We start from the raw sequence: 20,497 nt of genomic DNA, 5'->3' as shown, positions 1-20,497 counted from the left end.
CGAGGGGAGGCGGGCCAGATCGAGTGAAGTCGGACGGTACCCGGCCAAGGGCCGTCCGGCACGGGCAATGCGCCGAGAGGCATATGGTTCCCGAGGGCGTGAACGATCTATTGCCGGCCCATCATCGACCAAACGGCCATCATGACCATAACGATCGCGACGAACTGCAACACAACCCGCGTTTGCATCAGGTATTGCGAGCGCCAGGGATTGCCGCCGCGTATCATGTTGACGAGGCCAAGTATCAGCACCGCCGCGACCGATGCCACCGCGATCGGCACCAAAACCTGACGCAGGAATTCTGTCATTCCGATGTCTCAGTCTCGTGCTGCTGGTTTGATCAGTCTGGCTAACTGCGCGGGAGGGGAGGGGTTCCAGCGGAAGGGTGGCTTCTTCTCGACGAGAAAGGCCCTAGCGTGCCGCCTGCTTGCGTCGCCCAACTGCTGGAAAACAGGCCGCCGATGCGATCGGGCTCTCGCTTTTTTGGCGTCGGGCGTTCCGACGAAATCCGGGAAACCCATGTTCTGGTGGTGAGCGCGGAGGGACTCGAACCCTCGACCCCATGATTAAAAGTCACGTGCTCTACCAACTGAGCTACGCGCTCACATGCCGCGCTGTGTAGGGGGCCAGTCCGTGCCGGTCAATAGCGCCGGTGTCGGCACAGGACAACGTATATCACAATTTACTCATCCGAATCCGAGCCTTAGAGCATGATCCCGACCCGAAGGGCCGCGCCAGCGCAAAGTGGAGACCGGTTTTTGGACAAGATCATACTCGATCAAAAGTTAAGGCTGGAGTCTGATTCAACGCAGTTGAAACAGACTTGGCGACAAAGCTCTCCAGCAGTCTGGGAACGGCGTTGGTGGCCGGATCAGGTTGTTTCGCGCTGAATCTCGGAGCCGACGGGAGACGACGTGCCTGTTGCCATCGGAGCGGGCCGCAGCCCGATCAGTTCGGCGCTGCGGATTCGCGCATTGCGCCAGAATGAAAACTGGTTGATGCGTGACATCTCAAGGATGGCGATGGCGACGGCCGACAGGAACGGCAGGCTCTGGAGCACGAGCACGCCCGCGAAGATGTAGATCTCGGTGACTTCCTTGTACTGGTTGGATGCGATCAACACCGCCGCTCCAACCAGCAGGAGAACGCCGATCACCGCCTCCCAGAAAGCCTGAAACTCGATCGACATCCGCGACAGTCCGCCCTTCGATGTCCGCGCGAAGGCGAGGTGTTCCGTGATGAGCCCCTGCGCCACCGCGCGGGACACGGTCCACTGCACGGACATGGCCGCGACCATCGCTCCCAGCATCTGCGCCGTTTTTATCGGTACGCGAAGGCGGTACAGCGTAAGAAAATGGAGCAGCGACACGACGAATGCGGCGATGATGGGCAATGTCAGGATCTTGTCGGGGATGGCGATGTCGGCGAAGGCGACGATCGGCACCCAGATCAGGTTCAGGATCGCAACCACCACGCCAAGGCTTTCGGCGCCGAGCCAGTTGAGCCATCCCAGGGTGAATTCGCGCTTCTGGTCTGGCGACAGGCGGCTCGCGCCCGGCAGAAAGCGCCGCCAGTGTTTCTTGACGATCTGGAAGCCGCCATAGGCCCAGCGATGACGCTGCTTCTTGAAGGCTTCATACGTGTCGGGGAGCAGGCCGTAGCCGTAACGGGTGTTGGTGTAGTGTGTGACCCAGCCATGCTGCGCGATAGCAAGGCCGAGATCGGTGTCCTCGCAAATCGTGTCTCCGGCCCAGCCGCCCGCCATGTCCATCGCGGCGCGGCGGATCAGGCACATCGTGCCATGGACGATGATCGCGTTGGTCTCGTTGCGCTGGACCATGCCGATATCGAAGAAGCCGGCATACTCCCCGTTCATGATGTAGTGCATCAACGAGCGGTCGCCGTCGCGGTGATCCTGCGGCGCCTGAACCAGGCCGACGCCGGGATCGTTGAACGCCGGCACCAAGTCCTTCAACCAGTCGGGCTGCACCACATAGTCGGCATCGATGACGCCGATGATCTCGGCGTCGGCGGCGGTGCGCTCCATGGCGATGCGCAGCGCCCCCGCCTTGAAGCCCTCGACCTTTTCGGCGTTGATGAACTTGAATCGTTCGCCCAGCGCGCGGCAGTGATCCTGAATGGGTTGCCAGAAGGCGGGATCGGGCGTGTTGTTGATGATCACGACGCATTCGAAATTCGGATAGTCGAGGCGCGCGACTGCGTCGAGCGTCTGCTTGAGCATTTCGGGCGGCTCGAAATAAGCCGGCACGTGAATCGAGACCTTGGGCAGCGGCGCGTCGCTGGCCGCCTGGGCGGCCGCCGCCGCCTCTCTGGTAATCAACCGCCGCGGGCGCTCGCCGAACGCCACGGTCGCGATCTCCTCGATGCGCGCCATCGCGATCAGGATCAACGGGACAAGCAGAGTCAATCCGAGCGCCAGCGCGAGAGCCGAACCGAAAACGAAGTAATGCGTGGTCCAGTAGGCGAAGACCGTCGCGACCCAGGCGCCGACGCCGTTGGCGGCAACCGACAGCAGCAGGGTCTGCATCGGCGTGGGGCGGACAAGCCGCAGGATGGGCAGCGACAGCAGGATGCCGATCAAAAGGGCGATGCCGGCAAGCTTCCAGTAAGCTTCATTGACGACGGGACCGCTCCACGAAAACTTCGGCTCGCGATCCGCGTTGAGGATACCCCAGTAGGGACCCACGCCGCCTTCGAAAAACTTCCAGGGCTGGTCGATGGCTTCGACGATGTTGTACTCCATGCCGATCGACTGGGCCTTGGTTACAAAATTGCGAAGCGTGGCCGCCTGCTGGAAAGGACCGGGATCGGCGTTCCGGAGATTATATCCGGCGCTCGGCCAGCCGAACTCGGCGATCACGATCCGCTTGCCGGGAAAGGCGTCGCGCAATTTCTGATAGATGATGAGAGCCTGATCGACGGCCTGCTTGCTCGAAAAGCCTTCCCAATAGGGCAGGATGTGCGCGGCGATGAAGTCGACCGATGATGCGAGTTCAGGATGCTCCAGCCAGATATTCCAGATTTCACCCGTCGTAACAGGCACATTCACGGAGCCTTTTACGCGCTGAATGAGCTTGATGAGATCTGAAACCTTCTGGTCGCCGCGATAGATCGTCTCGTTGCCGACGACGATTCCGTTGACGTTGCCGTTGTGCTTGGCGAGATCGATGGCGGCGAGCATCTCGCGCTCGTTGCGCTCGACGAACTTGTCGATCCACGCGCCGACCATGACCTTGAGGCCGAATTCATTGGCGATGGGGGGCACGAGCTCCACGCCGCCGGTCGACGAATACAGACGGATGGCGCGGGTCAGGGGCGCCAGCGCCTTCATGTCGGTCCGGATCTTCTCGACGGTCGGGATATTATCGACGTCAGGATGCGCGGCGCCTTCAAAGGGTGCGTAGGACAGGCTGGTCAGAACCCCCTTGAAGTCGGGGGCTGATTGCTTGTCCTGAAGAACTCCCCAGAGCGCGGCATGCGCGGCGGACACAAATAGAAAAACGGCGACGACGGCGCGCATCGCGACTAAACCATAAGGGGCATGCCTGCCAGAAACGCGGACCTGCCCCTGGGCCCGACCGACACATTAGCAGACATAATTCTGCGACATAATTAACAACTCGTATGGTGCCGTGGCGTTTTGAAGGCGGTTCCGCGTGATCCCCAAAAATCGGAAACTGTTTCTGGCGAAGTGGCGGTTACTTTTTCTTCGGGACGGGTGGAGCGGGCGCCGGCTGCGGCGCCGGAGTTGCGGGCGCTGGGCTGGAGTGAGCCGCCGGCGGTGAGGCCGCGGCGTCCTGCCCGGATGGTTGCGCGTCCGGATTGATCCAGCAGGCATGAACGCGCCCGCTCAGCGCATCGGGCGCCTTGGGGTCGATGGGTCCGAACCGGACCAGGCAACGGAATGCCGCCTGAACGTGACCGCCGGGGCATCCGAAGCGATCATAGAGATCAAGATGACGGAAGGCCGTATCCAGGTCGTCGCGCCACATCAGGACAACCACGCGGCGGCCGAGCCAGACGCATTCCGGATTTCCCGCCGGACCGTTGATGACGCGGGCGGCTTCGACGAACTCGTCGGTTTTACGCTGGCTGTCCTTGGCTCCATCAGCTCCGTTTGTCCCGTTTTCCGCCGCCGGCTTGTTTTGATCCTGGGCTCGCAGATCACCGCTTTGCGCGATCGCTCCGCCGATGCCGAACAGCAGGGCGAAGCCGGGAACGGCAAGGCCACGCCACAACGCTTTCTCGAATCCAAACAGCATCCGACGCATGAAAGTCCCCCGACTCTTGCCCGCCGCACCACCTACCCGCAATGACGGGCAAATTAGTCCCCAATGCGGCGAGACGCCCTGGTCGCGTGATTCTGATCATTCGCCCTCGCGAGGCGTCGCCAGGCAGATCGCGCAAGCAGATCGCGAATGTCAAACTCGTCCGCAAGGATTCCCAAATGACGGAGATTCTGAATTTTGTCCAGCGGATGAGAGGTTTGATCGCATCAGGGACAAACGCGGCCCGATGATTGTGGCGGTCGGGCCGCGGCTCTTGGCAGGATGGTCCCGACAAGCTAATCGGACGGCTCTCTCGCGTTCTCGAGCGAAGCGGGTACCGGTTCGCGTGAAGAAAACGTCTTAAAACAACAATCTGGAGCTTTGCTTTTGATTGATCAGAAGCAAAAATGTTCTAGCGGAGGATAGGGCCGATTTCATTTCGCACGCCAATGGCGCTTCTCATCATTTCGCTAGGTCTGATCGCGGCAGCATGGTGGTGGCTCGGCGCGCCGATCCGGCTTGCGCGGGCTCCGATCGATCCGGCGGCGAAGCTGGAATGCGTGTCCTATGCACCGTTCCGGGGGCAACAGACCCCGCTGGTCGCCACGACCGAGATCGCGCCCGAGCAGATCGCCGAAGATCTTGCCCAGCTGGCGAAGATATCGAATTGCGTCAGGACCTACTCGATCGAGAACGGCCTCGACCGGCTGCCCGCTCTCGCCGAGAAGGTTGGCCTCAAGGTCATCCAGGGCATCTGGCTTGGCAACAACCGGTTGAAAAATCTGGCCCAGATCAATGTCGCGATTGGTCTTGCGAAGGAATATCCCAACGTCATCACCGCGCTCGTCGTCGGTAACGAGGTTTTGCTGCGCGGGGAAATGACCGCCTCCGATCTCGCGGCGAACATCCGGCTGGTGAAGTCGCAGGTGAAGGTGCCGGTGACCTACGCGGACGTCTGGGAATACTGGCTGCGCAGCCGTGAGGTCTATGACGCGGTCGATTTCGTCACCATCCACATCCTTCCCTACTGGGAGGATATTCCGATTCGCTCGCGTAACGCGGCGGCGCATGTCGGCGCCATCCGCAAGCAGGTCGCGGCGTCGTTTCCAGCCAAGGAGATCCTGATCGGCGAGACCGGATGGCCGAGCGCCGGTCGGATGCGGGAAGGCGCGCTGCCGTCTCGCGCCAATCAGGCGCGTGTAGTGTCCGAAATTCTCGACATGGCGAAACGCGAGAAATTCCGCGTCAACCTGATCGAGGCCTATGACCAGCCCTGGAAGCGCCAGCTTGAAGGTACGGTCGGCGGCAACTGGGGCCTGATCGGGGTCGATCCGCGCGAACTGAAATATCCGGCCGGCGAACCCGTTCGCAATTTCCCATTGTGGAAAATCCAGATGGGCGCCGGGATGGGTTTATGCGTCCTTGTCTTCGGGGTCGCCATGCTGACGTTGCGGCGAAAGCCCTGGAAACCGAGATGGATGTCCTGGATCGCGGTGGCGGTTTCCGCCACGACGGCGGGAATCCTGCTCGGAGTCGCCGCGGACAAGCTGTGTTACGAGAGTTTCGGACTCGGCAACTCGCTGCGCTGGGGGGGGCTGCTGGCGGCGGGGGTCATCGCTCCGTTGCTGGGTGCGAACGCCCTGATGTCGGGGCGCGCGCTGCCGACATTCGTCGAATTGATAGGCCCGCGCCCGGGTCGCACCGGCTCGGTGCTGACCGTGATGCTGGGGATAACGCTGCTCGTGACCACCTTGATCGCGGCGGAGACGGCGCTCGGCTTCGTCTTCGATCCACGGTACCGGGATTTTCCCTTTGCCGCGTTGTCAATGGCCGTGGCGCCGTGCTGGGCGCTGGCATGGCTCAATCGTCCGCTCACCGGCGTTCGCCCCATCGCGGAATCGGTTTTTGCCGGCCTGCTGATAATCGCGGCGGTCTATATCGGATTTAACGAAGGCCCGAAGAACTGGCAGTCGCTCTGGACCTGTGTGGTGTACGCTATGCTCGGGATCACGCTGTGGCGGGCGCGGGCCGCGCAAACCCAAGGATAAGCAGGCCGATCGCGAGGCCCGAAAGACCGGCATTGTAAAGTACGATTCCAAAGCCGGCGGCGCTCAATCCCGCGGTCAGAAGCACGATCGAGGGCCGCATCACATGCAGCACCGCGACGACCAGCGCCGCGATTCCGAAGACCTGATTGCGAAACAGATACGTGGCGACGCTCCGGCCCCGACAGAGCATGGTTTGCAGGCCGGAGTCGCACGCCAGTGATACCGTCGATAATTCAATCGCGAGATAGCGCAGATACAGCGCATAACCGACGCTCAGGAATCCCACGATCAGCAGCCATTGCACCTGATAAGGCGTCAGTCGGAACGGGTCTTTTTTCATCGCGTGAATATGATCCGGATCGGTAGAGCGGACAACCCGGAATCCGGTCCCCGCCGGATGGAGTCAGCGTGAAAAGAATGGGCTGAATGCTGCCGGCCTCGGAGGTGGTGGCGGGGGCTGTGCCGGCTCCTCGACTCGCGTCGATTTCCGGGCAGGCCGACGTCGCGACGCAGGCGGTGTCTTAGGTTTTTTTGTCGCGGGGGTAACGGCGCTGTCCTTGCCATCTTCGTTCATGGCGAGGCGCTGGCCGTCGAATACGGTGGTGCCGCAGGTTTGGCCGTCCTCGGACAGCACCGCGCAGATCCTGGCGGCAGTCGCCGCATCGGTGAGCGGCCCGGCGACCAGACGCATCTGAATGCCGTTGCCGTTGCTGGTTTCCTTCAGCACGATGATCGGATGCAGCGACGTCAATTCCTTCGGCTCTGATTTCAGAAGGCTTTGCCAGAGCGTTCGCAAACCTTTGATCGACGCGGCGCTTCCGAGATCGATGCCGAATTCGGTGCGCGGCACCGGGACGGGGCTCGTGTCTTTCACCGTTTCAGAGGACGATGCCTGAGCGGGGGAAGGTGGTTGCGGCGCATCAGCGATCGGGGGAATGGATGCGGCAACGATCTGCGCCTCCTTGTGGTGGTGAAGGTTTTTTTCAAGCTCTGATTTCGCGGTCCCGAGCGTGACCGTTTCACCCTGTCCGCCAGGCATTGTTGCGGTGGGATCATGTGCGGCTATCGCGGGCGGTGATGCAGCTACGGGAGAAGAAGCGGCGATCGGAGGCTTCACCGCCGCCGCTGCGGCGGTGGTGATGAAAGCGGCCGGTGCGGAGAGTGGCGCATCCGTGGACGCATTTGCGGCTGTCAAGGCGTCTTGACCCGGTGAGTCAGGTTCTCTGACCGGATAGGGCTCACTGGCCGCCGGCGTCGAGGTCGTTGCTATAGCGTCGGTCTGCGACGCCTTCCGGCTTATGGAGCCGGTGACGGATTCGAAACCTTGCTCAAGGACGGCGAGACGGGCGAACAGCCGCTCGCGATCGCTGTTCAACGTGTCGATGGCGGACGAAAGACGTTCGATTTTCCGCTCGGCCGCTTGCGCGATCTCCAACTGCGGCGATGGCTTTGCGAGGTCGGCACCGGCGAGCGGTCGAGACCGGAGAGCGGCTCCGGAATTGTATGCTAGGAGGGCGACGATGACGGCTCCGATGGACCCGACGCCCCAGGATCCGAGCCGCCATATGGTGCGGCGGTCGAATCCATCCTCATCGGCAAGAAAGCCGGCCGGCCGGCCGCTGCTTTCATCGGCCCCTGTGCTTTCGGCTAAGCCGTTCTGATTCTTCGCCATAATGATGATGCCGGACCCCCGTTCCGAATCATGGCGGAATGTTAGCAGGAAACCTGCCTGATCTCAGGGAAGCCGGCCGGTTTTCAGCTTCGAGAAAAAAGCTTAATGACGGCGACGTTTGATACGCCAACCATGAGGATTCGAATGAGCGGGCGGAACTGTCTGACCATCGTGCTGGCCGCGGGCGAGGGGACACGGATGCGCTCCTCTCTGCCTAAAGTGCTGCATCCGGTGGGGGGGCAGACGCTGTTGTCGCATGTGCTGGCGGCCGCGCCGGGCGGTCCGGGAACGTCGCTGACGGTTGTCATTGGTCCCGGCCATCAGGCCGTGGCCGATGAAGCGAAGCGGGTGCGGCCGGACGTCATGACGTTCGTCCAGGACGAGCGCCTGGGAACGGCACACGCTGTCCTCGCGGCGAAGGAAGCCATCATCCGCGGCGCCGACGATCTGCTGATCGCTTTCGGCGACACGCCGCTGATCTCGGCTGATACGTTCGCGAGGATGCGGGCGCCGTTGCGGGCCGGTGCCTCGCTGGCCGTGCTCGGCTTTCATGCCCGCGATCCGGCGGGGTACGGCAGGCTGATCGTGACCGATGGTCGGCTTACAGCGATCCGCGAGGACGCGGACGCCAGCCCCGAAGAACGCCGCATGACGCTTTGCAACGCCGGCGTTATGGCCTTCGACGGCAGGACGGCGCTGCGGATCATTGAAAAGATCGGCAACGCCAACAGCAAGGGTGAATACTATCTCACCGACGCCGTCGGCCTTGTCGCCGAGCTGGGTCTGACGGCGGCGGTGATCGAAACCGGCGAGGACGAAGTGCGCGGCATCAACACCAAGGCTCAATTGGCCGAGGCCGAACAGGTCATGCAGGCGCGGCTGCGCAAGGCTGCGCTCGACGCCGGCGTGACCATGGTGGCCCCCGAAACGGTGTTTCTTTCCGCCGACACCTCATTCGGCCGAGACGTGACCATCGAGCCTTACGTCATCATCGGGCAGGGCGTCACGATCGCCGACGGCGCGGTGGTTCACGCATTCTCCCACCTGGTGCAGGCATCAATCGGCAGGAACGCCTCCGTCGGCCCCTATGCCCGCCTGCGGCCGGGAACGTCGGTGGGCGATGGCGCGCGGATCGGGAACTTCGTCGAGACCAAGGCCGCCGTTCTCGAAGCCGGCGCCAAGGTCAATCACCTGACGTATATCGGCGATGCCCATGTGGGGGCCAAAGCCAACATCGGCGCGGGCACCATCACCTGCAACTATGACGGCTTCAATAAGCACCGCACCGAGATCGGCGAGGGGGCGTTCGTCGGCTCCAACTCCTCACTGGTCGCGCCGCTCAGGATCGGCGCCGGGGCTTACATAGGATCGGGTTCGGTCGTCACCAAAAACGTGCCGGATGACGCGCTCGCGGTCGGCCGAGGCCAGCAAACCCTGCGCGAGGGCTGGGCAAAGAGATTCCGCGAGATGAAGCTGCTCGCCAGGAAACAGAAGACCGGCTGAAGAAGGAGCCGAGGCGGACCGAAGATTCATTCTTCCTCGAATTCGGAGAACATGGCTCGCGTCAGGCGCCAGCCGCGAGGCTTTGCCCGCTGTGGTTTCTCATCCGGCTTATAGCGGACGATCTTCGGCTTCGTGGCCGTGCCGCGGAACGGTGGCGGCCAATGGGCAAGGCGGGATGACGTTTGCGCAAGCGACCGCGTCGATGCGCGGGAGAATCGTTGCGGCCCGGTTCGGCCACTGGCATCGCGTGTGTCGCTCACGGTTCCATGGTCCTCCCCGTAACTTATATTCACGCGAACCGATGGTTTTCCCGGGGGGCAAGCCCCGCGGAACATGCTTCGCCCGAAGCGCCATAGGGAAGCTTTCCGTATAAACGTTGCGCGCCCGTTAAAAGGACGCCGCAAAGTCGAATGGTCGTGACGTGCTCAAGAGGGGCGGGAAAGCGGAACCCGGGTCAACGATTTCGCACGAGGCGATAAAATCCCGTCGCGAAGCACCGGAAAACAGCATAATGTCTGGAACACCTGCTGCGGCGACCTCACCTGTTCGAGAGTGACCCTGATCAGCCTATTCATCCGCACATCATCAGACGCACGGTCGCGCCGTTTCGATCGGCGCACCTTTCCGGTTGTCATGAGAGGAATAGAACGAAATGGATAACGAAAAGAAGATCAAAGCTGTCTTGATGGTCATTCTCATCATTGCAACATTGCTGGGCCTCAACGCGCTGATCGCGGCTGTTCAGAAGACAGGTAACAAGGAGACCCATACCGGCAGCGTCTTGCAGCAGGAACTGACGCTGCACGGCGAAAAGATCGCGAATGCCTGACAGGGGCTTTCGGGTGAAGACGGAAATCGAAAAACCGTATCCTCCACGAGGAGGTGACAACCTCGGCCGGTCGGATCAGGCTCTTCCGGGTCTCCGTTTCATTTCCGTCTCGATTTCACCTATGGCCTGGCGCAGGGCGTAAAGCGCTTGCTCGTCGACCTCGAACGCGATCGAGCCGAGTTCTGTGGTCGCCAGTTCTATTGCGTAGCGACCGTCAGGCCGGATCAAAGGGCGTGAAGCGTTCACCGTGACGATGCTCAGTTGATCGGGGAATACGTCCATCGGAGACCTTCGGATGGGACGGAGGGAAAGGCGTCCAGATCCCGATCATGCCCTTTTCCCGGACGGGGGTCGAGAGGGGTCAGGGCTGGATTTTATCCGATGTCGTGCTTCGCGGCCAACCGTTCGCGGTATGCTTCCAGTCCCTGTCGCCAGTCCTGCCCGGGTTGCCATTCGCCCATTTCGTCCATGGCGCCGGACTCCAGCATCGCCGCCGCGATCTCCCAGTGGCGGTCCACCCAGTCCGGGATTTCCGCTTCATTCATGAGGTGAGACCGGCAGATCCGTTCCGCCATCGCTCGCGCCAGCGGTTCAATATTTGATGACATGACGCTCACCGGCGGTTCATGGCGTTTTCAGGCGAAGCGCGTCCTCGGGCCTGCTCTATAGCGTTTTCGAGCGAAGTGGATACCGGTTCGCGTGAAGAAAACGCGTCAAAAAAATCATACAGCCTCGCTTCTGATTCCATCATCAAAAGCGAAAAGGCTCAGTTCACGCTCGACCTTTGATTACGCTGCACCATATCGAGGATGGTTTGCAACATCTGCGAAGCCTTCCGATTGGCCAGATCTCCCTTGGAAAGCGCTGTTACGCCTTGTTCCAGCATATCCGCCGCCTTCTCGGTTGAGATAACCCCGCTCTCGATCAGACCCCAGAACGCGAATTGAGCCAGCGTAAACGCAGCGATTGCAGAACCTTCAGTTTCGACTTCAAAGTTATCTTCCGCCATCAAAATCTCCTCTGCTCGCCGTTCGGCAGCAAGCCTGAATCCTGCCTGCTGCGATCCTGTTTGCTTTGAATTGCGCGACGAAAGCTATAGCGTTTTCGAGCGGCGTGGACACGGGTTCGCGTCAAGAAAACGCGCCAGATCAAGATCATGGATTTCTCTTTGGTTCCATCGGAAACGAAGGGCTATAGGGTGGCCGTTCGAACAGACGCCGGGATTTTCATTGATGACGCGCGTTAGGCGTCATTCCGTTTCGATTCTTGCGCTAAACTGACCGAATGGGCCGTGTCATCATCGTCGACGACAGGATGCAAAGCGGCTATCGCTATCGATTGACGGCGCCGTCCGGCCGCAACTTCGATCCGGTATTCCGGCCCGACCTTACTCCGAAGCAGATGCTCGAACTCGGCGTGTTCTGCGGCAAGTATCTGACCGACTGCCGGGACGAGTTTCCGGCGAACTGGTTCGCGCGGGCCAGGCTTTCATCCACGGGCCGCGACTATAGTGCGGGTGATGTTTGCCGGCTTCTTTCTTCAACTTGCGTTTTCATGAAAATGGCTCCCCGGGCAGGATTCGAACCTGCGACCATTCGATTAACAGTCGAATGCTCTACCGCTGAGCTACCAGGGAACGTGCGAAGCATGCTTCGCAGAGAGGCAGCCTATAACAAAGCCTCCGACGCTTGCAAAGCAGAAATGCCGATCCGGCTTCCCGGACGAGCGCGGACAATCGATCGGCTAACCGCCACGCGTCATGCGTCCTGCAACCAACGGAAAACGCTGCGACAAAATGCGACGGCTGACATGGCCCGCTCAGCAAAGGCTTGCATCGACCATGGGGGTGTCCTAGTCCTCCGGGAACTTTGTCATGGGTTGAGGGATCGTCGATGTCGGACTTTTCGACCGCTCGCGGGAAAATGGTTGACGGTCAGGTGCGGCCCAGCGACGTCACCGATCTGCGGATCATCGACGCGATGCTGGCGCTTCCGCGTGAGATTTTCGTCCCCGGGGATCGCCGCGCGCTGGCATATCTGGATCTTGATCTGGACGTCAGCGAAGGGACATCGAAACGGTATCTGCTCAAGCCCATGGTGGTCGCAAAGATGGTTCAGGCGGCCGAGATCAAGAGCACCGACAACGTGCTCGTGGTGGGCTGTGCGACCGGCTATACCGCCGCGCTTGTGGGAAAACTCACCGACCGGGTGACGGCGATCGAGAGCGATCCGGCGCTGGCGACGAAAGCCTCGGACAATCTCGCGAGCCTCGGCCTTGGCCACGTAACGGTCATTCCGGCCAGGGCGAACGACGGAGCATCGGCCCGCGCCCCATACGATGTCATCATTCTGGAGGGCGCCACCGAGATTGTTCCCGATGCGCTTTACGGGCAGCTTGCGCCCGAGGGACGGCTGGTCGGCGTATTTGCCATAGACGGCGCGCCGCGGGTTGTCATCGTCACCCGTTCACGGTCCGATTTTGGGAGCCGGCCTCTTTTCAACGCGTCGGCTCCGATCCTGCCGGGCCTCGAACGGCCGCCCGCCTTCGTATTCTGACTATAGCGTTTTCGAGCGAAGTGGAATCCGGTTCGCGTCAAGAAAACGCGTCAAATCAAAAAGCTAGAGTCTTTCACCGCTTCCGTGAAGTGGTGAAAGACTCTAGCGCGCGAGCGACGCTTTCGGCTTGAAGCCGTGCGGGCTATCCCGCGCCGTTATTGCGGCTCGCGAGAACCTGAATCCTTGTTTTTGCCAATCCCCGGGCCTACGTTCCGTACAGGTTTGGCCGTACGCCGGCCGCCGGCTTGGAGGTTGCAGATGGGTTCACTGAGCATCTGGCACTGGATCGTGGTGGTCGCGGTGATCCTGCTGCTGTTCGGTCGTGGCAAGATTTCAGATCTGATGGGTGACGTCGCGCAGGGCATCAAGGCCTTCAAGAAAGGCATGAAGGACGATGAGAAAACCGCGGAAAAGCCCGAACCGGTGAAGACGATCAATCACAACGCGGATGGGTCCGGCGCGGCGCGGTCTGACACCGGCAGCAAGGTCATCTGACGCGGCCCGGCGCGAGGACGGCACGTCCGCGGCGATCATCAAGGTTCGGCTTCCACGATGCGGTAGGGCTGTCGAAACGTGTTGATCCCTGTGGGGCTCAAGGCAGCGACCTAAACAAGACGCGATGTAGGCTGCGGCGCGGAAACCGACGCGAAGCCCTCGCGTGAGCGGAAAGTTTCATGTTCGACATCGGGTGGAGTGAACTGCTCGTCATCGGGGTCGTCGCGCTGATCGCGATCGGCCCCAAGGAGCTGCCGGGCGTGTTGCGTACGGTCGGCCAGTGGATGGGCAAGGCGCGCAGGATGGCGGCTGAATTTCAGGGGCAGTTCAACGAGGCCATGCGCGAGGCCGAAATGGCCGACCTGAAAAAATCCTTCGACGAAGTGCGCGACGCCACCAGCGGCCTGACCCGTGGCGACCTGATGACCCGGCTGACCGACTCGCTCGGCGAGCCGCCCAGGCTGGAGGATATCGACAAGCCTGCTACCGGGGCCGACAAGCCATCCGTGTCTTCCGATGCCGCTTCCGCAAGCGGGTCGGCTGCGCCGGAAGCAGGGGCTGCTGAAACCTTCACGGCCGACGCCGGGACGAACGCCTCCGGGCCGCTGGCGATCACGCCGCAGGCTCATCAGGATGCAACCGCTGTTGAACCGCCCGAGGGTGCGCCGGAAATCTCGCGTGAGGGCAGGGACCAGACGGCCAGGGGCGCCAAAGCGTCATGAGCGACGAAGACATCGAGGCCAGCAAGGCCCCCCTGATGGATCACCTGATCGAGCTGCGCTCCCGGTTGATCAAGGCGCTGATCGGATTCGGCGTGGCGTTTGTCGCCTGCTTCTTCTTCGCCAGGCAGATTTACAACATCCTGATATGGCCGTTCGTTTGGGTCGCGGGGCCGGAAAACTCGAAATTCATCTACACCGCGCTGCTCGAATATTTTATCACCCAGCTCAAGCTCGCGCTGTTTGGCGCGGCCTTCATCTCGTTTCCGATCGTGGCGACGCAGATCTATAAATTCGTGGCGCCCGGACTCTACAAGCACGAGCGCAATGCCTTCCTGCCGTACCTGATCGCGACCCCGGCGTTCTTCGTGCTCGGCGCGACGGTGGTGTACTTCGCGGTGCTGCCGATGCTGGTGCGGTTCTCGCTCGGAATGCAGCAGATGGCGGGCCCCGAAACTGCGGAGATCCAGTTGCTGCCAAAGGTCGGCGAATTCCTGTCGCTGACGATGTCGCTGATCTTCGCGTTCGGCATCGCCTTCCAGTTGCCGGTGATTCTCACGCTGCTCGGGCGGATTGGCGTCGTTACGTCGAAAGGCCTGCGCGAGAAGCGACGCTATTTCATCGTCGGCGCGTTCGTCATCGCGGCGGTGCTGACGCCGCCGGATGTGCTGAGCCAGATGTCGTTGGCGCTGCCGCTGCTCCTGCTGTACGAGGGCTCGATCCTCGCCGTGGCGATTGTCGAGAAGAAGGCCGCCAGGCCCTCCGCTTCCGCCGCCACTTCGCCGCCTGCGGGAAATCCCGCGGAGTAGGGCGCGACTATTTCCAATCGCTGCCGTTCGGGCTACTGAATGCCAGTTCTCGCGGACATGACGTCACCCTGAGTCTGGCCGCTTCTTTATCTTTTGGACTGGCTCCCATGCACGACATCAAAGCGATCCGCGACAACCCGCAAGCGTTCGACGCCGCGCTGAAGCGGCGAAGACTATCTGATACAGATCGCGTGCGGTTTTCTTCGGAAGAAATTTTGAAATTCGACGCAGAGCGGCGGACCCTTATCGCAACAGTTGAGCAATGGAAGTCAACGCGGAACCAGATTTCAAAAGAAATTGGTATTGCGATGCGCGAGAAAGATGAGGTCAGAGTAGCGGCGTTGATGGAAAAGGTCGACCGCCTTAAGCACGATATTATCAGCGGAGGAAGTAACCTTATTATCGAGCGTGAGGTTGGGTTGAAGAACCTGTTGGCAGAGATTCCGAACCTGCCGCTCGACGAGGTGCCTGACGGCGCCGACGAGCACGGCAACGTGCAGCATCACATCTTCGGAAAAAAACGCGACTATGCGTTTACGCCGAAACCGCACGACGATCTCGGCGGCGCGCTCGGCGATATGGATTTCGAGGCGGCGGCGAAACTGTCCGGCGCGCGCTTCGTGGTGCTGAAGCGCGGGCTGGCGCGACTCGAACGCGCCATCGGGCAATTCTTCCTCGATGTCCACACCGGCGAGCACGGCTACACCGAGGTCAACCCGCCTTTGCTGGTGCGTGACGACGCGATGTTTGGCACCGCGCAATTGCCGAAGTTTCGAGAAGACCAGTTTCTGGCCCGGAGCCCAATCGGCGGCAATTTGCTCTACGACGAGTTGGACGCTGAGACGCGAGAAAGTCCAGAAGCGATTGCCAGATATGCCTTGGCTGCGCTCGCAGGTCGGACCATCGAAGAGCAGGGTGTTCTAGGTTGGTCGAACGTAGCTATGCCCGACTTCGTAAAGTTGCGGGAGCAGTTGCCCGTCTCGACGAGTTGGCTCATCCCCACTGCCGAAGTCCCGCTCACAAATCTCGTCCGCGAATCCATCCTCGATGAAAAAGAACTGCCGCTGCGCTTCACCGCGTTGACGCCGTGTTTTCGCGCCGAAGCGGGCGCTGCCGGTCGCGACACCCGCGGCATGATCCGCCAGCATCAGTTCACCAAGGTCGAGCTGGTGTCGATCACCACGCCGGAAACATCCAAGGACGAGCACGAGCGCATGTTGTCATGCGCGGAAGAAGTGCTGCGCCGGCTCGACCTGCATTACCGCGTGATGACGCTGTGCACCGGCGACATGGGCTTCGCCTCGCAGAAGACCTACGACATCGAGGTGTGGATGCCGGGACAAGGAGAGGGCGGCGCTTATCGCGAGATTTCGTCCTGCTCGGTGTGCGGCGATTTCCAGGCGCGACGCATGGACGCGCGCTATCGCAGCAGCGACGGCAAGCCGCGCTTCGTCCACACGCTCAACGGCTCCGGCACTGCCGTGGGTCGCGCGCTGATCGCGGTGATGGAGACTTACCAGCAGGCCGACGGCTCCATCGCCGTGCCCGATGTCTTGCAGCCCTACATGGGCGGCCTGAAGGTGATCGCGAAAGATATGTAGCCACTGCCGTCAGGCCCAGCGTCAGCGTCATGGCCGGACTTGTTCCGGCCATCCACGTCTTGCTTGCGGTTCAACTGAAAGAGTGGATCACCGGGACAGACCCGGTGAGGACGGCGTAAAATCCGCCGGCGCAGGCGGAACGTCAGGTTTGCCAGTCCCGGCCGGGCCGGATATGAGGTGTCCCCGAACGACTAGAGCCTTTCCGTTTCTGATGGAATCAGAAGCGGGGCTCTTGGTTTTGATTTGACGCGTTTTCCTCACGCGAACCGGTATCCCTTCGCTCGAAAACGCTCTCGCGGCGACCGAAAGAGGCGCTCTTACGAATGCGGATTCTCTGTACCAACGATGACGGCATTTACGCGCCGGGCCTCGAAATCATCGAGCAAATCGCAAAAGACCTGTCCGATGATGTCTGGGTGGTCGCGCCCGAGCACGATCAGTCCGGGGTCTCGCATTCGCTGACGCTCAACGATCCGCTGCGGCTGCGCCAGATCGGACCCCGCCATTTCGCGGTGAAGGGCACACCGACCGATTGCGTCATCATGGGATCACGCTACATCCTCGCCGACAAAGCGCCTGATCTCGTGCTGTCCGGCGTCAATCGCGGCCGCAACCTCGCCGAGGATGTGGTGTATTCCGGCACCGTCGCGGGGGCGCTCGAAGGCACGATGCTCGGACTGCCGTCTTTCGCGCTGTCGCAGGAGTTCAGCATGGAAACCGGCGACAGGCCGGTGTGGGAAACCGCGCGGACGTTCGCGCCGCAAATCCTCCGCAGGGTGATCGAGATCGGCATCCCGAAGAACACGGTGGTCAACGTCAATTTTCCGGCCTGCGCGCCGGAGGATGTGGCGGGGGTGCTGGTGACGCGGATGGGCAAGCGCAATCTCGGTTTTCTCAAGATCGACGAGCGCCGCGACGGCCGCGGCAACCCGTATTTCTGGATCGGGTTCGAGAAGGCCGACGATGCGGACACTCCCGCGTCGGGCTCCGATCTCGCGGCGATCGCGGGGCAATGTGTTTCCGTGACGCCGCTGCGGCTGGATCGCACCGACGAAGCGTTCGCCGCGATCCTCACCGCGAAGCTCAAGTAGGACGCCTGCAATCCACGTCGGATCAATCTCGCTTCGGATTTCATCAGAAGCGGAAAGGCTCTGTCTCAGGCCACGGCGCTGCCCTTGAGCGTGCTTCGGATCACGGCGGCAAGGCCATCCATCTGGAAGGGTTTCTGCACGGACGGCCGGTTGCAATACTCCGGCGGAAGCCCTTGCGTGCCATAGCCTGTGGCGAAGATGAACGGACGGTTGCGGCCTTCGATGACCTCCGCCACGGGAGAAATCAGCTTCCCGTTGACGTTGACGTCGAGAATCGCGATGTCGAAGTTCGTCGTACGCGCGAGTTGGAGAGCCTGCTCGATGTCGCCAGCCTCGGCGGCGATGCTATAGCCGAGTTCCTCCAGCATATCCGCAACCATCATGCGGATCATAACCTCGTCTTCAACGAGGAATACGGAGCCGCCGGATGGCTTCGCTGATTCCATGTTGGAAATCCCGCCTTGTCACCAACGCAGGGTCGCAAATTATGCGACCGAACGCAATCCGTGTTGTCGCCTAGGGCAAGGTTGTCGCACCAGCATGCCGCGCTGCAAATCGGGAGATTCCCGGACCGGCGGAATTCGTCACGCCGGTTCTTCGCCGGAACAAATACTTGCCTCGCCGGATTGACGAGGTGGGTGATCTGCGCAGATTGCGTTAATGATAACCGCTCGGCCAAGCGCCGGCGCTCGAGAGTTCGCCCGTCATGCCCCCCGCCGATCATCCGCCGCCTGAAAAGATGATGTTTCAGCTTAACCTGCGGCGACGCGGCATCAGCGATCAGCGTGTGCTCCGCGCGATGGATAACGTCCCGCGCGATGCTTTCGTCGAACAGGGCGATCGCGAGGACGCATGGTGCGACACCGCGCTCGGCATCGCCTGCGGCCAGACCATCAGCCAGCCGTTCGTCGTGGCCTACATGACCGAGCGGCTGGAATTAGGGGACGATCAACGGGTCCTGGAGATCGGCACGGGTTCGGGTTACCAGACCGCGATCCTGTCGCGCCTCTGCCGCGAGGTCGTGACGGTCGAGCGGTATCGCGTGCTCGCCGATCGCGCGCGCGCCCGGTTGAAGCATCTCGGCTACGACAACGTCGAGGTTCTGCTGGGTGACGGCTTCGACATTCCTGGCGAGGCAGGGCGGTTCGACCGCATCATGGTGACCGCGGCGATGGAGCAGATACCGGAGGCGCTGACGGCCAGGCTTGAGCCCGACGGGCTTTTGATCGCGCCTGTCGGACCGCAGAGCGGACGGCAGACCCTGATCCTGCTGCGGCGCGCCCCCGCCGGAATGATCCGCAAAGAGCTGATCGACGTCCGCTTCGTGCCGGCGCTGCCGGGCATCGCCCGCGAGCTCTGATCCTATCGGGTCCGAGGTTCGGCCGCGGCCGTAATCAGTTTGTCCGGCGATGTTAACTTTCGAGGCCGTGACGTGTCACGGTGAAAGGCTTTGTTTACTGGGACGGTGTTTATTCAAATTTAGTCGTGTTGCGTACGAGTGAGTAACCATGTCCCGTGTCGTCGAGTTGCTTTGCTCGCGCCGCGTACCGCAGGTAGCGGTGCTGGCGCTGGTGTCGATCGGTTTTGCCGGGTGCAGCGCGGATATGTCGACGCGCCTCGCGCAGTTGGACAGCGGTCCGCAGCAATCAAATCGCTTTGGCTGGCAGCGAGAGACCACCGGCACGGTGGCCGCGGCGCCTGCGGCTCCGGTGGAGCGCCGCGAGTTGCACCAATATTCGCGGCCCCCGTATCGGCCCCACTCCGACTATCAATCCCAGCCGCTTCCGCCGATCTCGACGCCGAAGTCCTATCCGGTGGCATCGAGCGTGTCGGTGAGCGGGCGCGGTCCCGGTTCATATACGCCTCCCGCGCGTGCGATCGAGTCTGCCCCCGCTGTCGCGGCGCGGGACGGCTGGAATCATAAGGGCGGCACGCCGATCATTGTCGGGACCAGCGATACGCTGGAAGGACTGTCGCGCCGGTATGGCGTGTCCAGCGCTGAAATTCTCAAGGCCAATGGCTACCGGGGTCCTCGCCAGTTGCAGCCCGGCCAGCGGCTGATCATTCCGAAGCGCGCAGCGGTGGCGGAAACCCAGCCGGCTCCGGCCGCGAAGCCGGCGGTCGTCGCTACGGCTGCGTCCGGCGCCACCCATCACGTCAATCGCGGCGACACGCTGATGAACATCGCCCGCCGCAATCACATTTCTGTCGGGGAACTTGCACGCGCGAACGGATTACCACCGAGCGCGAAGCTGAAGATCGGCACCAGGATCACGGTGCCGACCAAGGTCGCCGCGGTGTCCGCGCAACCTGTCGCCGCTCCGGCCGCGCCTCCCGCCGTTGCACCCAAGCCCGCGCCCGCACCCGTGGTTCACGCCGCCGCCGCGACCGCAGGTCCGGTTCAGAAGGTCAACCTTGCGGCTGCGACCGCGACGCCTGAAGCGGCCGTGGTTAAACCTTCGGTGAAAGCCGCGGAGGCGACCGGCGCTTTGCCGACTTTCCGCTGGCCTGTGCGTGGCCGCGTGATCACGGCCTATGGCGCCCGGACCAACGGGAAATCCAATGACGGCATCAATGTCGCAGTGCCCGAGGGTACGCCGGTCAAGGCCGCCGAGGACGGAGTCGTTGCTTATGCCGGCAACGAACTTAAAGGCTACGGCAATCTGGTCCTGGTTCGGCACTCCAACGGCTACGTGACCGCCTATGCCCATGCGCGTGAATTGATGGTGAAGCGCGGAGATTCCATCAGGCGCGGCCAGGTCATCGCCAAGTCGGGCCAGTCCGGCGAGGCGGGGTCGCCGCAGCTTCACTTCGAGATCCGAAAAGGATCGACGCCGGTCGACCCGTTGAACTTCCTGAACGGCGCATGAGGCTGGATGCCCCGGA

The 20,497-nt window shown here is 61.8% G+C and carries 20 protein-coding genes, 2 tRNA genes and 1 pseudogene; 12 read left to right on the top strand and 11 right to left on the bottom strand.

Features of this window, described 5'->3' with window-relative positions:
- Positions 1 to 107: 107 nt before the first annotated feature.
- The 4 genes from NWI_RS09350 to NWI_RS09335 form a co-directional block, all read right to left on the bottom strand.
- The gene (locus tag NWI_RS09350; RefSeq protein WP_041344966.1) at positions 108 to 308 is read right to left on the bottom strand and encodes a twin transmembrane helix small protein; all 201 of its coding nucleotides are present in this window, start codon (positions 306 to 308) and stop codon (positions 108 to 110) included.
- 220 nt (positions 309 to 528) lie between these two features.
- A tRNA-Lys gene (locus NWI_RS09345) sits at positions 529 to 604 on the bottom strand.
- A gap of 267 nt (positions 605 to 871) precedes the next feature.
- On the bottom strand, positions 872 to 3,541 hold the full coding sequence (locus NWI_RS09340) for a glycosyltransferase (protein WP_011315046.1): 2,670 nt from the start codon (positions 3,539 to 3,541) through the stop codon (positions 872 to 874).
- 178 nt (positions 3,542 to 3,719) lie between these two features.
- A complete protein-coding gene (locus tag NWI_RS09335) occupies positions 3,720 to 4,292 on the bottom strand; it encodes a hypothetical protein (RefSeq protein WP_011315045.1) in 573 nt (190 codons plus the stop codon).
- A 446-nt stretch (positions 4,293 to 4,738) separates the two neighbouring features.
- Here NWI_RS09335 and NWI_RS09330 point away from each other — a divergent pair, with 446 nt between their 5' ends.
- A complete protein-coding gene (locus tag NWI_RS09330; RefSeq protein ID WP_011315044.1) occupies positions 4,739 to 6,337 on the top strand; it encodes a beta-1,6-glucan synthase in 1,599 nt (532 codons plus the stop codon).
- Here the strand turns inward: NWI_RS09330 and NWI_RS09325 are convergent.
- Positions 6,297 to 6,677 carry a hypothetical protein gene (locus tag NWI_RS09325; protein WP_011315043.1) on the bottom strand — a complete coding sequence of 127 codons (381 nt, stop codon included), beginning with the start codon at positions 6,675 to 6,677 and terminating at the stop codon, positions 6,297 to 6,299. The genes NWI_RS09330 and NWI_RS09325 overlap by 41 nt on opposite strands.
- A gap of 63 nt (positions 6,678 to 6,740) precedes the next feature.
- On the bottom strand, positions 6,741 to 8,009 hold the full coding sequence (locus tag NWI_RS09320; RefSeq protein ID WP_011315042.1) for a hypothetical protein: 1,269 nt from the start codon (positions 8,007 to 8,009) through the stop codon (positions 6,741 to 6,743).
- Between the two features lie 144 nt (positions 8,010 to 8,153).
- On the opposite strand from NWI_RS09320, the gene glmU reads away from it, so the two are divergent.
- Complete coding sequence (glmU, locus tag NWI_RS09315) at positions 8,154 to 9,512, top strand: bifunctional UDP-N-acetylglucosamine diphosphorylase/glucosamine-1-phosphate N-acetyltransferase GlmU (protein WP_011315041.1); 1,359 nt, start codon at positions 8,154 to 8,156, stop codon at positions 9,510 to 9,512.
- 652 nt (positions 9,513 to 10,164) lie between these two features.
- Entirely contained in the window at positions 10,165 to 10,341 is a 177-nt protein-coding gene (locus NWI_RS17950; RefSeq protein ID WP_011315040.1) for a hypothetical protein, read from the top strand.
- 75 nt (positions 10,342 to 10,416) lie between these two features.
- Here the strand turns inward: NWI_RS17950 and NWI_RS09305 are convergent, their stop codons facing one another.
- From NWI_RS09305 to NWI_RS09295, 3 genes are all read right to left on the bottom strand, one after another.
- Positions 10,417 to 10,623 (bottom strand): hypothetical protein, encoded by a 207-nt coding sequence (locus NWI_RS09305; RefSeq protein ID WP_041344964.1) that lies wholly within the window; start codon positions 10,621 to 10,623, stop codon positions 10,417 to 10,419.
- 92 nt (positions 10,624 to 10,715) lie between these two features.
- Complete coding sequence (locus NWI_RS09300) at positions 10,716 to 10,949, bottom strand: hypothetical protein (RefSeq protein ID WP_011315039.1); 234 nt, start codon at positions 10,947 to 10,949, stop codon at positions 10,716 to 10,718.
- A 158-nt stretch (positions 10,950 to 11,107) separates the two neighbouring features.
- Positions 11,108 to 11,350 (bottom strand): hypothetical protein, encoded by a 243-nt coding sequence (locus tag NWI_RS09295; RefSeq protein ID WP_041344963.1) that lies wholly within the window; start codon positions 11,348 to 11,350, stop codon positions 11,108 to 11,110.
- A 275-nt stretch (positions 11,351 to 11,625) separates the two neighbouring features.
- On the opposite strand from NWI_RS09295, the pseudogene NWI_RS18240 reads away from it, so the two are divergent.
- Positions 11,626 to 11,853, top strand: a pseudogene (locus NWI_RS18240) (hypothetical protein); the annotation flags it as partial.
- Between the two features lie 49 nt (positions 11,854 to 11,902).
- Here NWI_RS18240 and NWI_RS09290 read toward each other — a convergent pair.
- Positions 11,903 to 11,977, bottom strand: a tRNA-Asn gene (locus NWI_RS09290).
- Between the two features lie 256 nt (positions 11,978 to 12,233).
- Between NWI_RS09290 and NWI_RS09285 the strand changes: the two genes are divergently transcribed.
- The 6 genes from NWI_RS09285 to surE all read left to right on the top strand — a co-directional run bounded on the left by NWI_RS09285 (position 12,234) and on the right by surE (position 17,611).
- Positions 12,234 to 12,896: a protein-L-isoaspartate O-methyltransferase family protein gene (locus NWI_RS09285; protein ID WP_011315037.1), complete on the top strand. Its 663-nt coding sequence runs from the start codon at positions 12,234 to 12,236 to the stop codon at positions 12,894 to 12,896.
- 258 nt (positions 12,897 to 13,154) lie between these two features.
- Positions 13,155 to 13,391: a twin-arginine translocase TatA/TatE family subunit gene (locus tag NWI_RS09280; protein ID WP_011315036.1), complete on the top strand. Its 237-nt coding sequence runs from the start codon at positions 13,155 to 13,157 to the stop codon at positions 13,389 to 13,391.
- 179 nt (positions 13,392 to 13,570) lie between these two features.
- The gene (tatB, locus tag NWI_RS09275) at positions 13,571 to 14,113 is read left to right on the top strand and encodes a Sec-independent protein translocase protein TatB (protein ID WP_011315035.1); all 543 of its coding nucleotides are present in this window, start codon (positions 13,571 to 13,573) and stop codon (positions 14,111 to 14,113) included.
- Positions 14,110 to 14,919: a twin-arginine translocase subunit TatC gene (gene tatC, locus NWI_RS09270; protein WP_011315034.1), complete on the top strand. Its 810-nt coding sequence runs from the start codon at positions 14,110 to 14,112 to the stop codon at positions 14,917 to 14,919. The genes tatB and tatC overlap by 4 nt, the downstream gene beginning before the upstream one ends.
- A gap of 107 nt (positions 14,920 to 15,026) precedes the next feature.
- Positions 15,027 to 16,520, top strand: coding sequence for a serine--tRNA ligase (serS, locus tag NWI_RS09265; RefSeq protein WP_011315033.1), 1,494 nt, complete (start codon positions 15,027 to 15,029; stop codon positions 16,518 to 16,520).
- Positions 16,521 to 16,843: 323 nt separating this feature from the next.
- Positions 16,844 to 17,611: a 5'/3'-nucleotidase SurE gene (gene surE, locus NWI_RS09260; protein ID WP_011315032.1), complete on the top strand. Its 768-nt coding sequence runs from the start codon at positions 16,844 to 16,846 to the stop codon at positions 17,609 to 17,611.
- 65 nt (positions 17,612 to 17,676) lie between these two features.
- Here the strand turns inward: surE and NWI_RS09255 are convergent, their stop codons facing one another.
- Positions 17,677 to 18,057 (bottom strand): response regulator, encoded by a 381-nt coding sequence (locus tag NWI_RS09255; RefSeq protein WP_011315031.1) that lies wholly within the window; start codon positions 18,055 to 18,057, stop codon positions 17,677 to 17,679.
- Positions 18,058 to 18,317: 260 nt separating this feature from the next.
- Here NWI_RS09255 and NWI_RS09250 point away from each other — a divergent pair, with 260 nt between their 5' ends.
- Both NWI_RS09250 and NWI_RS09245 read left to right on the top strand, forming a co-directional pair.
- Positions 18,318 to 18,971 carry a protein-L-isoaspartate(D-aspartate) O-methyltransferase gene (locus NWI_RS09250; RefSeq protein WP_011315030.1) on the top strand — a complete coding sequence of 218 codons (654 nt, stop codon included), beginning with the start codon at positions 18,318 to 18,320 and terminating at the stop codon, positions 18,969 to 18,971.
- 148 nt (positions 18,972 to 19,119) lie between these two features.
- A complete protein-coding gene (locus tag NWI_RS09245) occupies positions 19,120 to 20,481 on the top strand; it encodes a peptidoglycan DD-metalloendopeptidase family protein (protein WP_011315029.1) in 1,362 nt (453 codons plus the stop codon).
- Positions 20,482 to 20,497 lie beyond the last annotated feature (16 nt).

Origin of the sequence: Nitrobacter winogradskyi Nb-255, from assembly GCF_000012725.1 — a bacterium.
Lineage (GTDB): Bacteria > Pseudomonadota > Alphaproteobacteria > Rhizobiales > Xanthobacteraceae > Nitrobacter > Nitrobacter winogradskyi.
This window is presented reverse-complemented; position numbering and strand designations above follow the sequence as displayed.